The organism is Burkholderia latens (assembly GCF_902499045.1).
Taxonomy (GTDB): domain Bacteria; phylum Pseudomonadota; class Gammaproteobacteria; order Burkholderiales; family Burkholderiaceae; genus Burkholderia; species Burkholderia latens.
The window spans coordinates 46,649-67,138 of record NZ_CABVPL010000041.1; the positions used below are offsets into that span (position 1 = coordinate 46,649).

The window sequence follows — 20,490 nt, forward strand, 5'->3', positions numbered from 1 at the left end:
TTCAGAAGAGATCGAGGATGCGCCAGCCGCGCGCGTTTGCATGCGCGCGCAGCGTGTCGTCGGGGTTGGTCGCGATCGGGTCGGTGACTTTCTCGAGCAACGGGATGTCGTTGTGCGAGTCGCTGTAGAAGTAGCTGTGTTCGAAGTCGTCCCAGTGCTTGCCGAGCGACGCGAGCCATGCTTCGGTGCGCACGATCTTGCCTTCGCGATAGCTCGGCGTGCCGGTCGGCCGGCCCGTGTACGGCGAATCGGGATGCCCGTCGGTCGTTTCGACCTCGCACGCGATCAGCGTGTCGACGCCGAACGCGGTCGCGATCGGACGCGTGATGAATTCGTTGGTGGCCGTCACGACGCAGCACAGGTCGCCGGCGTCGATGTGCTTGCGCACGAGTTCGAGCGCGGCGGGCGTCATCGCGGGGCGGATCACCTCGTGCATGTACTGCTCGTGCCATTCGGCCAGCTGCGCGCGCGAATACTTCGCGAGCGGCGTGAGCATCGCGCACAGGTACGCGTGGATGTCGAGCTTGCCGGCCTTGTAGTCGGCGAAGAACTGATCGTTCTGACGCGAGAAGCTTTCCGCATCGACGATGCCGAGCTTCACCATGAAGCGGCCCCATTCGTGGTCGCTATCGGTCGGGATCAGCGTGTGATCGAGGTCAAAGAGTGCCAGATTAGTCATGGAAGCGCATTTTACTCGAAGCGGTTCGGGCCTGTGCCCGGCGGTGCGATGTCGTCACCGGGGCGGGCCAGCATCCGGCGCAGCAGCGGCAGCGTGACGGCGCGCTTCTGCTCGAGCGAGAAGCGGTCGAGCGCGTCGAGCAGCGCCATCAGGCTCGGCATGTCGCGGCGGAAATGGGTCAGCAGGTATGCGGCGATGTCGTCGGTGAGCGCGATTCCGCGCTCCTTCGCCGCCAGTTTCAGCACGGCGATCTTGCCGGCGTCCGACGGCGGCGACAGGTGGAACACGAGCCCCCAGCCCAGGCGCGTGCGCAAATCCTCGCGCACGTCGAGCGCGAGCGGCGCCGCGGGCCCGGCCGCGACGAACGCGCTCGACGGATGCGCGCGCACTTCGTTGAACAGGTTGAACAGCGCGACCTGCTGCGCGTCGCTCATCTTGTCGCAGTCGTCGATCGCGTAGATGCCGATGCGCGGGTCGAACGTGAACGCGCCGAGCGGGCTTTGCGGCGTCAGATAGCGCGCGTTGCCGTACGACGCGTCGCTCACGAGCGCCTGCAGCAGATGCGTGCGGCCGCTGCCGGGCTCGCCCCAGATATAGAACGACCGGTCCGGCACCGGCCCCGCCGCGAGCGCGAGGTCGAGCTTCTGAAGCCGCGAGATGAGCTCGTCGTTCTCCTCATTCATGATGAAGTTGTCGAACGTGGCGGGCGGCGGCGTGCCGAGATCGAGCGTCAGTTGACGGGACACAACAGTCACAATGCGGGTCGGTTGATGAAACGCGCGCCGTACGCCGGGCACGCGCGCGGGACCGCGCCGGTCGGTGCACGCACGGCCGCACGCACGGCGGCGCGCGGGTTGCGGCGCGGCTCGCGGGGCGATGAAAACGGGGACGTGTCGACCAAGATGCAATCCCTGACGATTCGGTACTGGGAATTCCGGCCAACGGGCCGGCTTCGGGTAAAATCGCATTTTACCGACCTTCTCGCATTCCCCCATGAATCCTCCGAAATCCGCTCCCGACGCTCAGGGTCTGTCCTACCGCGACGCAGGCGTCGACATCGACGCGGGCGACGCGCTCATCGACAAGATCAAGCCTTTTGCGAAGAAAACCCTGCGCGACGGCGTGCTTGGCGGCATCGGCGGGTTCGGCGCGCTGTTCGAAGTGCCGAAGAAGTACAAGGAGCCGGTGCTCGTGTCGGGCACCGACGGCGTCGGCACGAAGCTCAAGCTGGCCTTTCATCTGAACAAACACGACACCGTCGGCCAGGACCTGGTCGCGATGAGCGTGAACGACATCCTCGTGCAGGGCGCCGAGCCGCTGTTCTTCCTCGACTACTTCGCGTGCGGCAAGCTCGACGTCGACACGGCCGCGACCGTCGTCAAGGGCATCGCGCACGGCTGCGAACTGTCGGGCTGCGCGCTGATCGGCGGTGAAACGGCCGAAATGCCGGGCATGTACCCGGACGGCGAATACGACCTGGCCGGCTTCGCGGTCGGCGCGGTCGAGAAGAGCAAGATCATCGACGGCAGCACGATCGCCGCAGGCGACGTGGTGCTCGGCCTCGCATCGAGCGGCATCCACTCGAACGGCTTCTCGCTCGTGCGCAAGATCATCGAGCGCGCGAATCCCGACCTGTCGGCAGATTTCCACGGCCGCTCGCTGGCCGACACGCTGATGGCGCCGACGCGCATCTACGTGAAGCCGCTGCTCGCACTGATGCAGAAGCTGACGGTGAAGGGCATGGCGCACATCACCGGCGGCGGCCTCGTCGAGAACATTCCGCGCGTGCTGCGCGAGGGCCTCACCGCCGAACTCGATCAGACCGCATGGCCGCTGCCGCCGCTGTTCAAGTGGCTGCAGGAGCATGGCGGCGTCGCCGACGCGGAAATGCACCGCGTGTTCAACTGCGGGATCGGGATGGCCGTGATCGTCGCGGCGGCCGATGCTGACGCAGCGATCGCCGATCTGACGGCCGCCGGCGAACAGGTGTGGAAGATCGGCACCGTGCGTGCGAGCCGCGAAGGCGAGGCGCAGACGGTCGTGGTCTGACACGCCGCAAGCAGGATGCAGCACTGAAAGCCGCCCGGAGCCGATCCGGGCGGCTTTTTTTCTGGCGCGGCGCGCGGGCGTTGCGGTGCGCCATCGAAGGAGAACCGACGATGACCGAAGACGAACGCGCGATCCGCGAACTGGTGGAAACCTGGTTCGTATCGAGCCGGCGCGGCGATCTGGCGACCGTGCTCGACCTGATCGCCGACGACGCGATCTTCATGGTGGCCGGCAAGCCGCCATTCGACAAGGCAGCGTTCGCCGCCGCGTCGCGCGATGCGAATGCGGTTGCCGCGGGCGCCGCGTCGAAAGTCGACGGCCGCTACCGGATCGACGAACTGCGCGTGATCGGCGACTGGGCGTACATGCGCAATTTCATCGAGATCGAGGTCACGCCGCCCGGCGGCGATACCGTGCGCCGTTCGGGCCATACGCTGACGATCTTCCGCAAGACGGACGGGCGCTGGCAGCTCGCACGCGATGCGAATCTCGTGACGCTCGCGCAGTGAGCGCGGCGGCGCGCGGCGATGGCCGCCGTCTACACGGATGCTCGCGCCGTGCAGGCCCCGCGTGCGCCGGCGAGCAACGGCGGCACCAGCAGATAGAGGAGTGCGGCGGCCGCCCATACGAGCCCCGGCCACGTGCCGCGAGTTGCTGCGTAGATCGCGGTGACGACGAGCGGCCCGGCGACGCCGATCAGGCTCGACACGCTCGCGAGCGCGCCCTGCAGTTCGCCCTGGCGTGCGTCGTCGACCTGGCGCGCGAGCATCGCCTGCAGCGCCGGCAGTGTCATGCCGCCGGCCGCGAACAGCGGCAGCAGCGCGAACGGTACCCACGCTGCCGTCGCGACCGCGATCGCGACGAGCCCGAGTGCGTCGCCCGCGAGACCCAGCGCGAGCGCGCGCCGTTCGCCGAGCCGCGCGATCAGCGGCCCGATCGCGAGCGCTTGCGCGAGCGCGTGGCACGCACCGTACCCCGCCAGCGACAACCCGGCCACCGGCGTCGACCAGCCGAAATGTTCCTGCCCGTAAAGAATCCATAGCGTGGCCGGCGCTTGCGACACGAGCGCGACGATCACGTAGATGCCGATCAGCGGCACGAGCGCAGGTGCGCCGCGCAAGCGGCGCAGGCCGGCGAACGGGTTCAGTGCGGCCGCCGCGCGGCGTTCGTGCGCCTCACGTGCCTCATGTGCCCCACGCGGGCGCGATTCCGGCAGCACGCGCCATACGAGCACCAGATTCAGCGCATTGAGCAGCGCGGCCGCGCCGAACGGCGCGCGCACGTGCGCTGCGCCGAGCAGCCCGCCGATCAGCGGGCCGGCGATGAAGCCGACGCCCATCATCGCGCCGAGCTGGCCGAAGCGTCGCGCGCGATCCGGTTCGGCGGTCACGTCGGTCACGTACGCGGTCGCGACCGCGACGTTCGCGCCGGTGATGCCGGCGATCAGCCGCCCGGCGTATAGCCACGCGAGCGTCGGCGCGAGCGCCATCAGCAGATAGTCGAGCGCGGCGCCGGCCAGCGACGCAAGCAGCACGGGCCGGCGGCCGAAACGGTCGCTCAACGTGCCGAGCAGCGGCGCGCACAGGAACTGCGCGAACGCGTACAGCGCGAGCAGGATGCCGTAATGGGTGTCGGTGCTGCCGGCGCCGGCGAGCGCGCGCAGCAGCCCGGGCAGGATCGGCATCACGATCCCGACGCCGATCGCGTCGAGCAGTACCGTCGCGAGGATCGCAATCAAGGATGGATTCAAGGTGGTCACTCTATCGGTGATAGAGTGACGATTATTCCACAGTTTTCCCTAGCGGTGATAGAGATGAAGGACACAGGTACGCGACTGACGCGCGACACGGTGATGCGCGCGGCGCTCGAGCTGCTGAACGAAGCCGGCATCGACGGGCTGTCGACGCGGCGGCTCGCGGAGCGGCTCGGCGTGCAGTCGCCCACGTTGTACTGGCATTTCAGGAACAAGGCCGAACTGCTCGACGCGATGGCCGAAGCGATCATGCTCGAGCGCCACGACGCGTCGCTGCCGCGGCCGGGCGACGTATGGGACACGTGGCTGATGGAGAATGCGCGCAGCTTCCGGCGCGCGTTGCTCGCCTACCGAGACGGTGCGCGTCTGCATGCCGGCACGCGGCCGCGCAGCCTGCATTTCAGCTCGATCGAACGCAAGGTGGCGCTGTTGTGCGACGCGGGTCTGGCGCCGGACGAAGCGGTCGACGTGATGTATGCGATCGGCCGCTTCGTGGTGGGCTGGGTGCTGGAAGAGCAGGCGGACGCGGCGCGCGAAGCCGACACGACGCTGCCGGATGCGGCCGAGTATCCGCTGCTTGCGCAGGGCTGGGCCGCGCTGCGCGACCGGGGCGGCGACGAAGCGTTCGAGCGCGGCGTTGCGTTGATCGTCGATGGCGCGCGCGCGCGCATGGCGGCGCGTCGGCGCGGCTAACTGGCGTTATCGGGGGCGGCGCCGGCACGCGCCGTATGCATCACGTCGGAGCGCGGCCGTCGAGCACGCGCTCGAGTGCGTCGAGCGCTCGCGCGGTCGAATCTGGCGCGACGCAGTCGACGACGATCCGCTCCGGCATCGCGCGCAGCCACGTGATCTGCCGCTTGCACAGCTGGCGCGTCGCGAAGATGCCCTTGTCGCGCATCGTCCGGTAATCGGTGTCGCCGTCGAGATATTCCCACGCCTGGCGATAGCCGACGCAGCGCATCGACGGCAGGCCGACGTGCAGATCGTCGCGGCGGCGCAGCCGTTCGACTTCGTCGATGAAGCCGGCGTCGAGCATCGCGTCGAAGCGTTGCGCGATGCGCGCGTGCAGCACCGCGCGGTCCGACGGCTCGAGCGCGACCGGCACGAAGCGGTACGCTGCGGCCGCATCGTCGGTCGGCCGCGGCGCGGCGAGCAATGCCGACATCGGCTGACCGCTCAGCACGAACACTTCGAGCGCCCGCTGAATCCGCTGCGAGTCGTTCGGCGCGAGCCGCGCGGCCGTGGCCGGATCGACCGTGGCGAGCCGCGCATGCAGCGCGGGCCAGCCGTCGCGCGCGGCGTCGGCATCGAGCGCCGCGCGCACGGCAGGATCGGCGGTCGGCAGGTCGTTGAGGCCCTGCGTCAGCGCCTTGTAGTACAGCATCGTGCCGCCCGCGAGCAGCGGCGTGCGGCCGCGCGCGACGATCTCGCCGATCAGGCGCAGCGCATCGGCACGGAATTCGGCGGCCGAATACGCATCGGCCGGGTCGATGATGTCGATCAGGTGGTGCGGTACGCTCGCGCGCTCGTCGCGCGTCGGTTTCGCGGTGCCGATATCCATGTCGCGATAGACGAGCGCCGAATCGACGCTGACGATCTCGATCGGCCGCCGCGCGGCGAGCGCGAGCGCGGCGGCCGTCTTGCCCGATGCGGTGGGGCCGAGCAGGCAGGCGATCGTCGTCGGACGGGGCTGCGGTGTCGCGCTCATTGCCCGCGCATGAAGAGGCGGTCGAGGTCGTTCAGCGTGAGCTGGTACCACGTCGGCCGGCCGTGATTGCACTGATCCGCGCGTTCCGTCGCTTCCATCTGGCGCAGCAGCGCGTTCATCTCGTCGAGCGTCAGGCGGCGGTTCGCGCGCACCGCGTGGTGGCACGCGAGCGTGCCGAGCAATTCGTGCTGGCGCTCCGTGAGCACGCGCGAGCCGCCGAACGCGTGGAGGTCGGCGAGCACCGCGCGCGCGAGCGACTGCAGGTCCGCGTCCTTCAGCAGCGCGGGCACCGCGCGGATCGCGAGCGTCGTCGGCGACAGCACCGCGAGGTCGAAGCCGAGCGATTCGAGCGTCTCGCGTTCTTCCTCGGCCGTGCCGATCTCCACCGGCGTCGCCGTCATCGATACCGGCAGCAGCAGCGGCTGCACCGCGACCGTACGGTCGGCGAGCGCGTTCTTGAACTGTTCGTACAGGATCCGTTCGTGCGCCGCGTGCATGTCGACGATCACGAGGCCGTGCGCGTTCTGCGCGAGCACGTAGATACCGTGGATCTGGCCGAGCGCGAAGCCGAGCGGCTGCTCGTCGTGTGCGGCACCGGCAAGCGGCGACGCCGCGAATCCGGGCGGCGGTGCGATCGGCGCGTCGGCCGGACCGGCCGCATCGCGCGCGACGATCGTCGTGCCGTCGGGCGTGCCCGCGCCCGTGTCCTTGCGGCCGAACAGCGCGTCGTAGAGCGCGAGCGGCTGCGCGACCGGCAGTGTGCCCTGCGTCATGCGTGCCTGGCGCATCCACGTGGTGCCCGACGACGATGACGATGAAGCGGATGGCGACGAGAAGCCGCTGCGGCTCGTGCCCGCGGCGGCGCCCTGACCGAGTGGCGTATTGCCGAACGACGCGGGACCGCCCGGCGCCGGCGACAGTTGCGCGGCATGGCCGCCCGCGGTGGTTTCCGGCGACGCGCCCGCATGGCGCGCGAGCGCGCGCTGCACCGCGTGGAACACGTACTGGTGGATCGAGCGCGAATCGCGGAACCGCACTTCGATCTTCGACGGGTGCACGTTCACGTCGACCGCCTCGGGCGGCAGATCGAGGAACAGCACGTACGACGGGTAACGGTCGCCGTGCAGCACGTCTTCATACGCCGCGCGTACCGCGTGCGTGAGCAGCTTGTCGCGCACGAAGCGGCCGTTCACGAAGAAATACTGCTGGTCGGCACGGCCGCGGCTCGCGGTCGGCAGGCCCGCGCAGCCGTAGACGGCGAGCGGCCCCGCACGTTCGTCGAGCGGCAGGTGCGCGGTCGCGAAGCTGTCGCCGAGGATTTTCGCGACGCGCTGCGCGGGTTCGGTTGCATTCCAGTGCTCGACGGCCTTGCCGTTGTGCAGCACCGAGATCGCGACGTCCGGCCGCGCGAGGGCCGCGCGGCGGATCATTTCGACGCAGTGACCGAACTCGGTCTGCTCGCTCTTCAGGAATTTGCGGCGTGCGGGCGTGTTGAAGTACAGCTCGCGCACCTCGATCGTCGTCCCGACCGCGCCGGCCGCCGGCGATAGCGCGCCCGTGGTCGCGTCGATCTTCGTCGCATGCGCGTTGTCGGCCGTGCGGCTCGTGATCGACATCTCGGCGACCGATGCGATCGACGCGAGCGCTTCGCCGCGAAAACCCAGCGTCGCGACCGCCTCGAGCTCCTCGAGCGAGCGGATCTTGCTCGTTGCGTGGCGCATCAGTGCGAGCGGCAGCTGGTCGGGCGGAATTCCGCAGCCGTCGTCGGTGATCGAGATGCGCTTGACGCCGCCTTCCTCGAGCACGATGCGCAGCGTCGTCGCGCCGGCGTCCATCGCGTTCTCCAGCAACTCCTTGACGACCGATGCCGGACGTTCGACGACCTCGCCGGCAGCGATCTGGCTGATCAACTGGTCGGGCAGGGGCTGGATCGCGCGCAGCGGGCGCGGAGCGGGGGCGGACGCGGCGCCCGTGGCCGTTTCGGTGATTTCGGACATGGCCGAATTATAGCGAGGCGGCGCGGGCATGCCGGCGCCGCGGACCGTTACGTTTTTTCACGGAGCCTCAAGGGACTTTCGGTATGATGACTGCGTTTCGCGCGCCGCCTTGTGCGGTGGGCGCTTCCGCCGTCTCCGGCCGTTCAGGCCCTTTCGTCTTCGAGGAATCGCATTTGGATACGCTGCTTCATTTCGTCAACCTGGTCCTGCATATCGACGCGTTCCTCGGCGACTTCATCCGGCAGTATGGCGCATGGGTGTATCTGGTGTTGTTCCTGATCGTGTTCTGCGAGACGGGGCTCGTCGTGCTGCCGTTCCTGCCCGGCGATTCGCTGCTGTTCATCGGCGGCGCGTTCGCCGCGACCGGCGACATGAACGTCGGCGTGCTGATCGCGCTGCTGCTCGTCGCGGCGACTGTCGGCAATACCGTGAACTACCTGATCGGCCGCTGGATCGGGCCGAAGGTCTTCAATACCCACATCCCGGTGCTCGAGCGCTTCCTCGACCGCGCGGCGCTGGAGAAAACCCACTCGTTCTACGACAAGCACGGCGGCAAGACGATCGTGCTCGCGCGTTTCATCCCGGTCGTGCGCACATTCGCGCCGTTCGTGGCCGGCGCGTCGTCGATGAGCTTCACGCGCTTCCAGCTGTTCAACGTGATCGGCGCGCTGGTCTGGGTGCTGCTGCTGGTGTTGCTCGGCTACTTCTTCGGCAATATCCCGTTCGTTCGCCAGTACCTGAACGTGATCGTGCTGGTCGGGATCGGCGCGGCGATCGTGCCGATCGCGCTCGGCGCGTTGTGGAAGCTGGTGCGCGGAAAGCACTCGGACACTACGCAGAAGACGAGCGGGCGCTGAGCCGGCGTCTTTCATTCTGCTCGACAAGAAAGCGTGCCGGCCGCGGGCTGCCACGCTTTCTTTTCGTCCGTGCCGGCCAGCGCGCTGCGTGCATCACGCGTTGCGATGCGAGACCGGCGTTTCGGGCGTCGGATAACCGGCCTCGCGGAACGTCTCGAGGATCACGCGGTTGGTATCGCAATACACCTGCCAGTAGTTCTCCGGCTGCGTCGACGGACGCACGAACAGCAGCGGGCCTTCCGGCGTGAACTGCAGCACGCCGACGTCCGGCGCCGGCACCTTCATCACGTTAGGGACCAGCTGGATCCGCGTCTTCAGGCGGTTGATCGCGTCGGCCGCGTCGACGCTGTTCGCGATCTTCGCGGTCAGGTCGACGCGGCGATGCGGCGTCGCGCTGTAGTTCGCGATGTTGTCCGAAAAGATCTTGTTGTTGCCGACGATCGTCACGACGTTGTCGGCGGTGATGATCGTCGTGCCGAACAGGCCGAGTTCCTTCACGGTGCCCGTCACGCCGCCTGCGGTGATCACGTCGCCGATCTTGAACGGACGCAGCACCTGCATGAACACGCCGGCGGCGAAGTGCGCGAGCAGCCCGCCCCACGCGGTGCCGATCGCGAGGCCGAGGCCGGCGAGCAGTGCGGCGAACGACGTGGTCTGCACGCCGAAGATCTGCAGGATCGCGAGGATCAACAGGACGGTCAGCAGCACGCTGACGACGGAAGTCAGGTAGTCGGCGAGCGTCGGGTCGACCTTGCCGCTGCGGCGCACGACCTTGCCGAGCAGGCCGGTGCCGAGGCGGATCGCCCAGCGGCCGACGAACCACAACGCGATTGCAGCGAGCAGGTTCAGGCCGAAGTCGAGGCCGCGGGTCATCAGGAATTGTTGCGCGGTGTGCAGATCGATCATGCATTCTCCCCGGTAGATGAGCGCAGAGGCGCGAAAATGGAAGCGTTCGGTTCCAGACGGTCGGACGTTTATAACGCGACTGCTGCGCCGCGACAACCGGGCCGCTCGACTCGCCGCGGGATTCTCGCGACGCCGTGGCGGCGACGCGCTTCATTTCATCGCAGGCATCTGCGAAGTCGCGACAACGCATGCATTTTTGATGCGTCCGCAACGAGCCTACTTGTGTCGCGGCTCGAACGGCCGCTGCTGCACGTCCGCTCCGTGCGCGACGATCGCCATGCTTTCAGGCACTTCCTCCCACGCGCCGCGCAGATCGACGAGCGGCTCCGACACGACCATGAACGCATCGTCGCCCGCTTCCGCGATACGCGGATTGTGCGGATAGAGTTCGTGCAGGTGCTTGAACGACGTGCTGTGGAACAGCGAGCGCGATTGCCGTTCGCTCGAGTAACGCACGGCGATGATGCGCTCGCCGTCGGTCGCGCAGATCGTCATGTTGAGCGGCTCGGCGACGCGATACCGCACGGCGGCTTCCTCGATCACGCCGACCATCCGCTCGAGCGCCGGCAGCGGCGTCTGCTCGAGTCCGTAGGTGAGCGCGAGACGGAACATCACCTCGGAGTCGGTCGACCCTTCGAGCGTGGGGAACAGTGCAGGGTCGATCTTCATCGTCAGATCGCGGCGCAGCTTGTGGAAATCGCGGATCAGCCCGTTGTGCGCGAACAGCCAGCGGCCGTGGCGGAACGGATGGCAGTTGGTTTCCTGAACGGGCGTATCGGTGGCCGCGCGAATGTGCGCGATGAACATTCGCGAACGGATCGCGCGCGCGGCCTCGCGCAGGTTGCGATCGTTCCAGGCGGGGTGCACGGAGCGGTAGCGAAACGGCAATTCGTCCCGGTGCCCGTACCAGCCGATCCCGAAGCCGTCGCCGTTGGTCGTCGTCGCGCCCAGCTCCGAATGCAGGCTCTGGTCGATCAGCGAATGCTTCGCGCGAAACAGTACGGTCTCGAGTTGGATCGGATTGCCCGTATAGGCGAGCCAGCGGCACATGGAGCGCTCCTTCGCGATGAATCCTCGCGCATGGTAGCCGAGTTCGCGACGCTTACGCGCCCACGCGAGTCGCCAACATGGGTCGCACATGGCACGCTCGTACGCGCGCGATGGGCAACCGCCCGGCCACGCGGCCGGGCGCCACGCCACGCCACGCAACGATGCGGTGCGGCACGACGATCGTGCCGCACCGCGCGGGCTCAGTCGCCGAGCGCGTCCATCACACGTGCCGAATAGACGAGCGCCGCACCCGCATTCAATGCGATCGCGACGCCGAGCGCTTCCGCCACTTCCTCCTTGGTCGCGCCATGCTTGGTCGCCTCGGCCGTATGCACGGCGATACAGCCGTCGCAGCGCGTCGTGACGGCCACCGCGAGCGCGATCAGCTCGCGCGTCTTCGCGTCGAGATGATTTGTCTTGGCGCCGGCGCCAGAGAGCGCCTTGTAGCCGGCCAGCGTGTCCGGCGACAGCTTCGCGATGTCGCCGATGCGGGTCATGAGTTCCTGCCGGTATTCGTTCCAGTTCAGCATGATGCGTCCTTTCGAGAAGAGGTCGGTCGGGCGGCGGATGCCGCTATCTCGGGCGATGCAGCGCCTATTGTGAGCGCTCGCGATGAGGGTTTCGATACGCTACAGTGTCAATTTTTAGCGCAAACGTCTCATGGACCCATTGAGCCAACTGTTGTCGCTCGGCCGGAGCCACGTCGAGCTCGATGTGCGCTGCCTGCTCGACGGCCCGTTCGCGATGCCGCACGACGCGTTGCCGCCCGGCGAGGCGGCGTTCCATCTGCTGCTGGCAGGCGCGTGCAGCCTGCGTACCGCCGACGGGCGCACGTTGCGGCTGACCGACGGCGATTTCGTGCTGCTGGCCGGCGGCGATGCGCACGATCTGTCCGATGCGGATGGCGGCGGCTCGCGGCCGGTCATGCCGTTGCGCGGTGCCGGCACGACCGGCGGCGCAGTGCTGCCGGTGAAGTCGAATCGCGATAGGCCCGACTCGGCCGATGCTGGTGTCGACCTGCTTTGCGGACGCTTCGTGTACGCGCGCGGCGCCGGCGAATTGCTGATGCGCACGCTGCCGCGCGTATTGCACGTGGGGCTGCGCGATGCATCGGGCCTCGCGTCGCTGCAACCGCTGACCAGTGTGCTGCGTGTCGAGGCGTCGAATGCGCAGCCGGGTGCGCGCGCGATCGTGAACGCGCTCGGGCAGGCGCTGCTCGCGTATGCATTGCGCGCGTACGGCCGCGATGCGCGCGTGCCGGCCGGCTGGCTCGCGCTCGCGGCCGATGCGCGGCTCGGCCCGTCGGTGCAGGCCGTGTTGCAGGCGCCGGCGCGCCCGTGGACGGTCGAGTCGCTCGGCGCGGCGTCGGCGATGTCGCGCGCGACCTATGCGCGGCATTTCCGCGAGAAGGCGGGGATGAGCGTCGGTGCGTTCGTCGCGCAGATCCGGATGATGCATGCGTGCGCGTTGCTTCAGGATACGCAGCGCGGGCAGGCGGAGATCGGGCAGGCGGTCGGCTATCAGTCCGAGGCCGCGTTCGGCAAGGCGTTTCGCGCGGTGCTCGGCACGACGCCGGGGCGATGGCGGCGTGCGCAACGTGGCGCGTAAGGCTGCCGGCGCGCGCGTCGCGCGGCGCGGCAAAGCTGCTACCATGCGCGAAACGTATTTCAACGACAACGATTCCGAACAAGAACCAACAAGAAAGAGAGGGCAAAAGCCATGAACCAGACCACCATCCAGCAGCCGTCGTTCGCATTCGTCGCGGCTTCGTGGGCCGCATTGATCGCCGGCTTCGCCGCATTCCTGATCGGCCTCTGGAATGCCGGCATGCAGCTCAACGAAAAGGGCTACTACTTCACCGTGCTCACGTTCGGTTTGTATGCGGCGATCTCGCTGCAAAAGAGCGTGCGCGACCGCGCGGAGGGCATCCCCGTCACCGGCATCTACTACGGGCTCAGCTGGATTGCGCTGCTGCTCTCGATCGCGCTGCTGGTCGTGGGCCTCTTCAACGCGACGCTGCAGTTGAGCGAGAAGGGTTTCTACGCGATGTCGTTCGTGCTCGCGCTGTTCGGTGCAGTGACCGTGCAGAAGAATACGCGCGACATGCAGGGCGCGAAGCCGCGTTTCGGCGATCCAGATTCCGCGCCGTCCGTAACCGAATGACGAGCCGCCGGCGGGCTGCTGCGGCGGTTCGCCGGTTCGCCTGCTTCAGCATCGTATTCATGCGCCGTCCCGCCGATTTCTTGGTCGATGTCGGCGTACGCGATCGCGCTGCGATGGGGATTCGATGAGAATGGGAGGCGCGGATAGCACCCGACGCGATGCCCGCTGCGCGGTAGAGATCGCATCGGAAGAGGGCGGAGCTCGCATGCGCACACATTCATGTGCGGCGAGCCGCGGAAATGAAAAAGGGGCTTCCGGTTTCCCGGAAGCCCCTTCTTTACATCTTGGTAGGCCGTGCGTGACTCGAACACGCGACCAACGGATTAAAAGTCCGCTGCTCTACCAACTGAGCTAACGACCCAAAGAGCAAAAGATTATAGCGGCGGGTTGCGAGACTGTCAACGACCCGTCACGATAATTTATTTGATGCTCTCGATCTTGCCCTGCGCCGTCTGCGCCGCGTTCGAGCCGGCGTACTGCGACACGACCTGCTCGAACGTCTTCTTCGCGGCCGCCTTCTGGCCTTGCTCGAGCTGGTTCGTCCCGATCGCGACGAGCGCGTCGGCCGCGCGCGGATGCTGCGGATACTTGCTCACGATCGCCTGCCAAGTCGCAGTCGAGCCGCGGTAGTCGCGCAGCGCGTATTGCGCATTGCCGAGCCAGTATTGCGCGGTCGGCTGATACGGGCTCTGCGGATACTTCGCGATGAAGCTGCGGAACGACGCCGCGGCCGCCTTGAAGTTGCCGTTGCGGAATTGCTGCTGTGCCGCGCTGAGCGCATCCGTTTCACCGGGCTGGACGGTGCCTTCGACACCATCGATCGTCGCCTGTTGCGGCTCGAACTTCTTGAGCCGCGTGTCGAGATCCTGGTAGTACTCCTTCTGCTGCCGCTCGAGCGTCGTCAGCCGGTTCGTCAGGTCCTCGTTCTCCCCGCGCAGCGTCGCGACCTGCTGGTTCAGCTGATCGATACGGCCGGATTGATCAAGGATCGTACGCTGGGCTGCCGACAACTGGCTGGACAGGTTGTCGCTCTTGCTGCGCAGATCGAGCACGGCGCGGCGCGCCTCGTTGTCGTCGAACATGCCGGCGTGCGCCGGCGCGGCCGACCACGCCGCGCCGGCGACGCAAAATGCTGCGGCCACGCGCAGCCAGGATACACGGTGCGTCATACGGCAATTCTTCCGTTACTTACTGTTGGTAGACGAGGTCGGCGCGACGGTTCTGCGCCCACGATGCTTCGTCGTGACCCGTTGCTTGCGGCTTTTCCTTGCCGAGGCTCACGGCTTCCATCTGCGAGTCGTTCACGCCGAGCAGCGCCATCGCGCGGCGGACGGCTTCCGCACGCTTCTGGCCGAGCGCGAGGTTGTACTCGCTCGTGCCGCGTTCGTCGGTGTTGCCCTGGATCAGCACGTGGCGCTGCGGGTGGCTCTTCAGGTACTGAGCGTGTTGCTGCAGCAGCGGCTGGTACTCGTCCTTCACCGAATAGCTGTCGAAATCGAAGTAGATGCTGCGCTTCGCGAGCGGGCTGTTCGGATCGTTCAGCGGATCGACGTTCACTTGCGCGACGTTGTCGGCGCTCGGTTGCGTGCTCATCGCACCCGCGTTGGCCTTGTCGTCGAGCTTCACGCCCGACTTACACGCTGCGAGCGCGCCGATCATCATTACGGCCAGGGCCAGACGAGCTTTATTCGACATCATGGTTAATCTCCTTGTGGTCATTGCATGAAGGGCCCCCACGACGGCTCACGAACGGAGCCGCCCTGGACGGACAGGATCTGCGGCGGCGCGCTGCCGTCGGAGGGCACTGCTGCCAGCACGTTGCGACCACCCGACTGGGTAGCGTACAGAATGTACTGGCCGTTTGCCGCGAAGCTCGGCGATTCGTCGCGATTGGTGTTCGTGATGGCGTTCGCCGCGCCGGTTTGCAGATCCTGAACGTACAGCTTGAACCCCCCACCCGTGCGGGAGATGTAGGCCAGCAGCTTGCCGTCCGGGCTGACACGCGGGCTGGTGTTGTAGCTGCCGGTGAAGGTTACGCGTTGTGCCGCGCCGGCGCTTTCGCCTTGCGCGGGCATCCGGTAGATCTGCGGCGCGCCGCCGCGATCGCTCGTGAAGTAGATCCAGCGGCCGTCCGGCGAGTAGAACGGCTCGGTATCGATCGAGCTGCTCTGCGTGAGCCGGCGCAGGCCGCCGCCGTTTGCATTGACCGAATAGATTTGCGTATTGCCCGTCAGCGACAGTGCGACGGCCAGCGTATCGCTGTCCGGCGACCACGCCGGCGCGCTGTTGTTGCCCTTCTGGTCGGAGACCATGTAGCGGCGGCCGGTCGGCAGATCATGGATGTAGACGATCGGCTTCTTGCGCTCGAACGACACGTATGCGACCTTCGTCCCGCTCGGCGACCACGCCGGCGAGATGATCGGCTCGGTGCTCGACAGCGCGATGCGTGCGTTCTGGCCGTCCGAATCCGAAATCTGCAACTGGTAGCGGTTGCCCGTCTTGATCACGTACGACAGCCGCGTGGCGAACACGCCGCGCACGCCGAGCAGCTTCTGGTAGATGTAGTCGGCGATCTTGTGGCCGGCCGTGCGCAGCGTGGTGTCGGTGGCCGTCAGCGACAGGCCGCCGAGGCTTTGCTGCTTCACGGTGTCGTACAGGATGAAGTTCACCTTGTACTGGCCGTTCGCTTCGCGGTTCACGCTGCCGGCGACGAACGCGTTCGCGCCCTTGGCCTTCCACGCACCGAGATCGACCGAGGCGGTCTCGGGCACGGGCGTGCTGCCCGCGTCGATGTTGGTGAATTTGCCGCTGCGGGCGAGGTCTGCGCGGACGATCGACGTGACCTGTTGCGGCAGGCCTGCCTCGTTCGCGAAGTTCGCGGTGGCGATGGGGAACTGGGTCGAACCGACGCCGGTGATCAGCACGTTGACCTGCGCGTTAGCGGCGCCGCCGGCCGCAATCAGACACGAGGCCACGAGTGCCCTGAAACCTAGTTTCGTCATCAAACTCATGCTTCTGCTTCCCATGTGACTTGGATCGCTGCGCAACCGCAGAGACAGTAAAAATACCCGATTCGTTCCCGTCCGGCAGCGACGCACGGAGTGTAAGCGCATTTGCGCTCACTCCGCCGCCTTGAAGGTAATCGTAATACTCGACGGCGTATGACCGTCAGTATCGGGCGGTAACGGAACCGACGCCTGGATCGCATTGACCACCGCCTGATCCCACCCCGAATTGCCGCTCGGTCGCGAGACCGAGACGCTCAGCAGGTCGCCCGAAGGCGTGCAGCGGATCTTGACGATCGTCGTGAGCCCCGCGCGCTCGCCACCCCAGACGATGTTCGGCTTCACGCGGCGGCGCACCTTGTCGGCATAGCCGGGCGATGCGGCGGTGCCGCCGGAACCCGTGCCGGTGCCGCTTTTCGCGAGGCCCTGGCCGCCGCCTTCGCCGGCACCCGCGAGGCCCTGCATCTGGGCGAGGCGCGCATTCCGTTCCCGGTCGAGCTTCGCCTTCGCTGCCGCATCGGCCTTCGCGCGCGCGGCCGCTTCGGCCTTTGCCTTCGCCTGCGCTTCCGCCTTCGCTTTCGCGGCGGCGTCCGCCTTGGCCTTTGCTGCCTGCTGTGCTTCGAGCTGCGCCTGTTTCTGCTGTTGCAGCTTTTGTTGCTCGAGCTTCTGCTGTTCGAGCTTTTGCTGCTCGGCGAGTTGCTGTTGTTTCAGTTTCGCTGCCTGCTTCTGCTTTTCGCGTTCGGCGGCCTTTTCCGCGGCGAGCGCGGCCGCCTGCTGCGCCGCGAGTTGCGCGCGGCGGGCTTCCTCTTCCTGCTGCTTGAGCTGCTGCGCGCGGCGCTGCTGCTCGAGCAGCGCTTCGCGCGCGGCCGCTTCCTGCTGGCGCTTCTTCTGCTGCAGCGCGATGTCCGCCTGTTCGTCCCGGACCGGGGGCGCGGGCGGTGCGACTTTCGCGGGCGGTGTGGGCGTGACCACGGGGCGCGGCGCAGGAACGTCGGGCACCTCGGTCCAGAGTTCGGCTTCGGCGCCGGCCGGCGTGCTGTTCTGCCACTGCACGCCGTGATAGAGGAACAGCGCGAGCAGCACGTGCATCAGCGCGGCGAGCGCGAACGCGCGCCAGGTGCCCCGCTCGCGAGGGGGCTGAGGCGGGTAGGCGTTGCCGCGCGTGGATTGCTGCCGGTTCATTGCGATTTGACGAGGAGGCCGACGCGCTTGACGCCGCGCGCCTTCAGATCCGACATCACGGTCATGACCGCATCGTACTGCACGGTCTTGTCGGCCGCGATCACGACCGGCTGGTCGGGATGGTCGGCCTGCCGGGCCGAGATGAAGCTGTCGAGCTCGGCCTTGGTCATCGTCTCTTCCTGCGTCGCGCCGGAGTCGCTCTTGTACTTGACGCTCATCGTGCGGTCGGCCTTGACGTTGACGACGACGGGCGGCGTCTGTTCCTGAGGCGCGGCGTTGCCGACGGTCGGCAGATTGATGATCGACGGCGCGACGAGCGGTGCCGTGACCATGAAGATCACGAGCAGCACGAGCATCACGTCGATGTACGGCACGACGTTGATGTCCGCCATCGCGCGGCGCGAACGGCCGCCTCGCATGCTCGATCGAATGGGACTTCCTGCCATGACGCGCTCCTTACTGGGCCTGACGCTGCAGGATGTTCGAGAACTCTTCGATGAAGGTCTCGAAGCGGATCGCGAGGCGGTCGATGTCGTGCGCGTAGCGGTTGTACGCAACCACGGCCGGAATCGCGGCGAACAGGCCGATCGCGGTGGCGACGAGCGCCTCGGCGATGCCCGGTGCGACGTTCGCGAGCGTCGCCTGCTGCACGTTCGCGAGACCGCGGAACGAATTCATGATCCCCCAGACGGTGCCGAACAGACCGATGTACGGGCTGACCGAGCCGACCGATGCGAGGAACGCGAGGTTCGCTTCCAGCACGTCCATTTCACGCTGGAACGACGCGCGCATCGCGCGACGCGCACCGTCGAGCACGAGGCCCGGGTCGCTGAGGCGCTTTTCCTTCGCCTTCAGGAACTCGCGCATCCCTGATTCGAAGATGCGCTCGAGCGCGCCGATCGTGTGGCGGTTGTTGGCCGCGCTTTGATACAGCGCCTGCAGGTCGCCGCCGGACCAGAAATCCCTTTCGAAGCGTTCGGTTTGCGCGCGGGCGCGGCGGATTGCAAACCACTTGCGGAAGATGAAGGTCCACGACATCAGCGACAGCAGCAACAGCAGCCCCATCACGGCCTGGGCGAGCACGCTCGCGTTGAGGACGAGGGAAATGATCGACAGGTCTTGAGAAGTGTTCATAGAGGTTTGAGTAACGTCCCTTCGGGGTGCCCGGCGAGCGCGCACGGCATGCGTGCGGCGCGGCGCGGCGGCGAGGCCTGGCGCCGAACCTTGCTTAGTATCGATTCAGCAAGGCAAGTTCATAGGCTTTGTCTAAACGGTGCTCATTGGAGCTTCGTTGACAATACAGTCTGCCCGGCGCCGATGACGGGCCCGCGTTGCAGCGCATCGAGTACGGCCGGCGGGATCGCCGCGGGCCGGATGCCCGTTTGGTCCACGCAACCGATCCGGATGTGTCCGGCGACGAGCAGCGTGTCGCCTCGCCACGCTTCCTGCGTGAACTCCACCGATGCGCGGCCGATACGTCCGGGCCGGCTCGTGATCGTCAGCGCGTCGTCGAGTCGCGCCGGCGCGCGGTAGTCGAGCGACGTGCTGCGCACGATGAAGATCGCGCCCGTGTCGTCGGCAAGGCGACGCTGGTCGATGCCGCACGCGCGCAGCCATTCAGTGCGGGCGCGCTCGAAGAATTTCAGGTAGTTCGCATAGAAGACGATGCCGCCTGCATCGGTATCCTCGTAGTACACGCGAACCGGCCAGGTAAAGCCGGAGGGCGCGTCCGGGGAGCGGGTAGGCTGAGTCATGGCGCGCATTCTACCGGAAGGCCGGGGCCGGATTCGTAACCGATTCGTAACGGAATGTAGTACGCCATCGCCCGCCGCAGGGCGGACCTGCGGCAGGCGTGCGGCGGTGTCAGCCGCGATGGATGGCGAGGCCGGCCGGCGCCTGGGCGACCGGCATCATCTCGATCGTATTGATGTTGACGTGCGCGGGGCGCGTCGCGATCCAGTAGATCGTGTCGGCGATGTCCTCGGCCGTGAGCGGCTGGACGTTCTGGTACACGTTCGCGGCCTTCGCGTCGTCGCCGCGGTAGCGCACGTTCGAGAATTCCGTGCCGCCGCACAGGCCCGGCTCGATATCGGTTACGCGCACCGGCGTGCCGATCAGGTCCGCGCGCAGGTTCAGGCTGAATTGTCTGACGAAAGCCTTGGTTGCACCGTAGACGTTCCCGCCAGGATACGGATAGGTGCCCGCCACCGAACCGAGATTGAAGATGTGGCCGCGGCCGCGCTCGATCATCCCCGGCAGCAACGTGTGCGTGACGGTCACGAGGCCCGAGCAGTTCGTGTCGATCATGGTTTGCCACTCGTCGAGGCTCGCCTTCTGGGCCGGCTCGACCCCCAACGCGAGGCCGGCGTTGTTGACGAGCACGTCGAGCGCCGCGAATTCGGCGGGAAGAGCGGCCGGCACGGCTTCGACGGCTGCGCGGTCGCGCACGTCGAGCTCGAGCGGCAGCAGCGCGTCGCCGAGTTCGGCCGCGAGCGCATCGAGACGATCCTTGCGGCGCGCGGTGGCGACGACGCGGTGGCCGCCGTTGACAAAGGCACGGGCGATGGCGGCGCCGAAGCCGGCGGACGCGCCTGTGACGAACACGATCATTGCTGCTCCTGGTCGGTAATAAAGTGGCCGATAGTATCCCGCAAGCCTACTGAGATTGCCGCACCGCGGCAAGGCGCCGACGCGCGCCGGAAGCGGCGCATATAACCTGGCCCTTATTGTGTCGGCACCCCTGCCGTGCGGTTGCCTATTCATGGCGCATCCAATAAACTAACGCGCTCATCACCCCTGCGTGACTGGCGATAGAACCCTTCGGGTTCAAGGTGGAGCATCCCACCGTGAAGCGCGGGGCGCCGTTTTTGCCGTTCGCCTGGGCAGCCGTTGTGCGCCGTTGCGTGCATCGCCGGTGGCTGTCCTGTCTCGCGTCATACGGATTCTTCCGCCATGTCGAGCTGGTTCCGCCAGCAGCGCAATGTACTCGGCCGCACCGGTCAACCTGTACACACTTAACGGAAACCGTATGTTTGACAGAGCCCAAAGCACCATCGCGAACGTTGATCCCGAACTTTTTGCAGCGATCGAGCAGGAAAACCGCCGCCAGGAAGATCACATCGAGCTGATCGCGTCGGAAAA

The 20,490-nt window shown here is 67.0% G+C and carries 22 protein-coding genes, 1 tRNA gene and 1 riboswitch; of the genes, 6 read left to right on the forward strand and 17 right to left on the reverse strand.

Features of this window, described 5'->3' with window-relative positions; translation table 11 throughout:
• Nucleotide 1: 1 nt before the first annotated feature.
• A complete protein-coding gene (locus BSE24067_RS23600) occupies nt 2–679 on the reverse strand; it encodes a histidinol-phosphatase (RefSeq protein ID WP_151064488.1) in 678 nt (225 codons plus the stop codon).
• An 11-nt stretch (nt 680–690) separates the two neighbouring features.
• A complete protein-coding gene (gene hda, locus BSE24067_RS23605; RefSeq protein WP_217460369.1) occupies nt 691–1,425 on the reverse strand; it encodes a DnaA regulatory inactivator Hda in 735 nt (244 codons plus the stop codon).
• 247 nt (nt 1,426–1,672) lie between these two features.
• Here hda and purM point away from each other — a divergent pair, with 247 nt between their 5' ends.
• Together purM and BSE24067_RS23615 are read left to right on the forward strand one after the other, a co-directional pair.
• Nucleotides 1,673–2,728: a phosphoribosylformylglycinamidine cyclo-ligase gene (purM, locus tag BSE24067_RS23610; RefSeq protein ID WP_151064490.1), complete on the forward strand. Its 1,056-nt coding sequence runs from the start codon at nt 1,673–1,675 to the stop codon at nt 2,726–2,728.
• A 110-nt stretch (nt 2,729–2,838) separates the two neighbouring features.
• On the forward strand, nt 2,839–3,237 hold the full coding sequence (locus BSE24067_RS23615; protein WP_151064491.1) for a YybH family protein: 399 nt from the start codon (nt 2,839–2,841) through the stop codon (nt 3,235–3,237).
• A 29-nt stretch (nt 3,238–3,266) separates the two neighbouring features.
• On the opposite strand, the gene tet is transcribed toward BSE24067_RS23615, so the two are convergent.
• Complete coding sequence (gene tet, locus BSE24067_RS23620; RefSeq protein ID WP_151064492.1) at nt 3,267–4,478, reverse strand: Tet(A)/Tet(B)/Tet(C) family tetracycline efflux MFS transporter; 1,212 nt, start codon at nt 4,476–4,478, stop codon at nt 3,267–3,269.
• A gap of 63 nt (nt 4,479–4,541) precedes the next feature.
• On the opposite strand from tet, the gene tetR reads away from it, so the two are divergent.
• Complete coding sequence (tetR, locus tag BSE24067_RS23625; RefSeq protein ID WP_151064493.1) at nt 4,542–5,174, forward strand: tetracycline resistance transcriptional repressor TetR; 633 nt, start codon at nt 4,542–4,544, stop codon at nt 5,172–5,174.
• Nucleotides 5,175–5,214: 40 nt separating this feature from the next.
• Here the strand turns inward: tetR and miaA are convergent, their stop codons facing one another.
• Both miaA and mutL read right to left on the reverse strand, forming a co-directional pair.
• Nucleotides 5,215–6,189, reverse strand: coding sequence for a tRNA (adenosine(37)-N6)-dimethylallyltransferase MiaA (gene miaA, locus BSE24067_RS23630; RefSeq protein WP_151064494.1), 975 nt, complete (start codon nt 6,187–6,189; stop codon nt 5,215–5,217).
• Nucleotides 6,186–8,186 (reverse strand): DNA mismatch repair endonuclease MutL, encoded by a 2,001-nt coding sequence (mutL, locus tag BSE24067_RS23635; RefSeq protein WP_151064495.1) that lies wholly within the window; start codon nt 8,184–8,186, stop codon nt 6,186–6,188. The genes miaA and mutL overlap by 4 nt, the downstream gene beginning before the upstream one ends.
• 173 nt (nt 8,187–8,359) lie before the next feature.
• Between mutL and BSE24067_RS23640 the strand changes: the two genes are divergently transcribed.
• Entirely contained in the window at nt 8,360–9,043 is a 684-nt protein-coding gene (locus tag BSE24067_RS23640) for a DedA family protein (protein ID WP_151064496.1), read from the forward strand.
• Nucleotides 9,044–9,136: 93 nt separating this feature from the next.
• Here the strand turns inward: BSE24067_RS23640 and BSE24067_RS23645 are convergent, their stop codons facing one another.
• The 3 genes from BSE24067_RS23645 to BSE24067_RS23655 form a co-directional block, all read right to left on the reverse strand.
• Nucleotides 9,137–9,949: a mechanosensitive ion channel family protein gene (locus BSE24067_RS23645; RefSeq protein ID WP_151064497.1), complete on the reverse strand. Its 813-nt coding sequence runs from the start codon at nt 9,947–9,949 to the stop codon at nt 9,137–9,139.
• Nucleotides 9,950–10,165: 216 nt separating this feature from the next.
• Nucleotides 10,166–10,999 (reverse strand): class II glutamine amidotransferase, encoded by an 834-nt coding sequence (locus BSE24067_RS23650; RefSeq protein WP_151064498.1) that lies wholly within the window; start codon nt 10,997–10,999, stop codon nt 10,166–10,168.
• Between the two features lie 200 nt (nt 11,000–11,199).
• Entirely contained in the window at nt 11,200–11,529 is a 330-nt protein-coding gene (locus BSE24067_RS23655) for a carboxymuconolactone decarboxylase family protein (RefSeq protein ID WP_151064499.1), read from the reverse strand.
• Nucleotides 11,530–11,659: 130 nt separating this feature from the next.
• Here BSE24067_RS23655 and BSE24067_RS23660 point away from each other — a divergent pair, with 130 nt between their 5' ends.
• Nucleotides 11,660–12,607, forward strand: a complete 948-nt coding sequence (locus BSE24067_RS23660; protein WP_151064500.1) for a cupin domain-containing protein — start codon at nt 11,660–11,662, stop codon at nt 12,605–12,607.
• 111 nt (nt 12,608–12,718) lie between these two features.
• A complete protein-coding gene (yiaA, locus tag BSE24067_RS23665) occupies nt 12,719–13,162 on the forward strand; it encodes an inner membrane protein YiaA (RefSeq protein ID WP_151064501.1) in 444 nt (147 codons plus the stop codon).
• Nucleotides 13,163–13,447: 285 nt separating this feature from the next.
• Here yiaA and BSE24067_RS23670 read toward each other — a convergent pair.
• From BSE24067_RS23670 to BSE24067_RS23710, 9 genes are all read right to left on the reverse strand, one after another.
• Nucleotides 13,448–13,523 (reverse strand) — tRNA-Lys (locus BSE24067_RS23670).
• Nucleotides 13,524–13,581: 58 nt separating this feature from the next.
• Nucleotides 13,582–14,331 (reverse strand): tol-pal system protein YbgF, encoded by a 750-nt coding sequence (gene ybgF / locus BSE24067_RS23675; RefSeq protein ID WP_151064502.1) that lies wholly within the window; start codon nt 14,329–14,331, stop codon nt 13,582–13,584.
• A 19-nt stretch (nt 14,332–14,350) separates the two neighbouring features.
• Nucleotides 14,351–14,860: a peptidoglycan-associated lipoprotein Pal gene (gene pal, locus BSE24067_RS23680; protein WP_040143492.1), complete on the reverse strand. Its 510-nt coding sequence runs from the start codon at nt 14,858–14,860 to the stop codon at nt 14,351–14,353.
• A gap of 17 nt (nt 14,861–14,877) precedes the next feature.
• The gene (gene tolB / locus BSE24067_RS23685) at nt 14,878–16,173 is read right to left on the reverse strand and encodes a Tol-Pal system beta propeller repeat protein TolB (protein ID WP_151064503.1); all 1,296 of its coding nucleotides are present in this window, start codon (nt 16,171–16,173) and stop codon (nt 14,878–14,880) included.
• 108 nt (nt 16,174–16,281) lie between these two features.
• Nucleotides 16,282–17,349 carry a cell envelope integrity protein TolA gene (gene tolA / locus BSE24067_RS23690; RefSeq protein WP_151064504.1) on the reverse strand — a complete coding sequence of 356 codons (1,068 nt, stop codon included), beginning with the start codon at nt 17,347–17,349 and terminating at the stop codon, nt 16,282–16,284.
• The gene (tolR, locus tag BSE24067_RS23695) at nt 17,346–17,795 is read right to left on the reverse strand and encodes a protein TolR (RefSeq protein ID WP_151064505.1); all 450 of its coding nucleotides are present in this window, start codon (nt 17,793–17,795) and stop codon (nt 17,346–17,348) included. Before tolR ends, tolA begins: the two co-directional genes overlap by 4 nt.
• 10 nt (nt 17,796–17,805) lie before the next feature.
• On the reverse strand, nt 17,806–18,483 hold the full coding sequence (tolQ, locus tag BSE24067_RS23700) for a protein TolQ (protein WP_034182824.1): 678 nt from the start codon (nt 18,481–18,483) through the stop codon (nt 17,806–17,808).
• Between the two features lie 143 nt (nt 18,484–18,626).
• Complete coding sequence (gene ybgC, locus BSE24067_RS23705) at nt 18,627–19,112, reverse strand: tol-pal system-associated acyl-CoA thioesterase (protein ID WP_151064506.1); 486 nt, start codon at nt 19,110–19,112, stop codon at nt 18,627–18,629.
• 100 nt (nt 19,113–19,212) lie between these two features.
• Nucleotides 19,213–19,959: an SDR family NAD(P)-dependent oxidoreductase gene (locus tag BSE24067_RS23710; RefSeq protein WP_151064507.1), complete on the reverse strand. Its 747-nt coding sequence runs from the start codon at nt 19,957–19,959 to the stop codon at nt 19,213–19,215.
• A gap of 180 nt (nt 19,960–20,139) precedes the next feature.
• Nucleotides 20,140–20,240, forward strand: a riboswitch (ZMP/ZTP riboswitch).
• Nucleotides 20,241–20,490 lie beyond the last annotated feature (250 nt).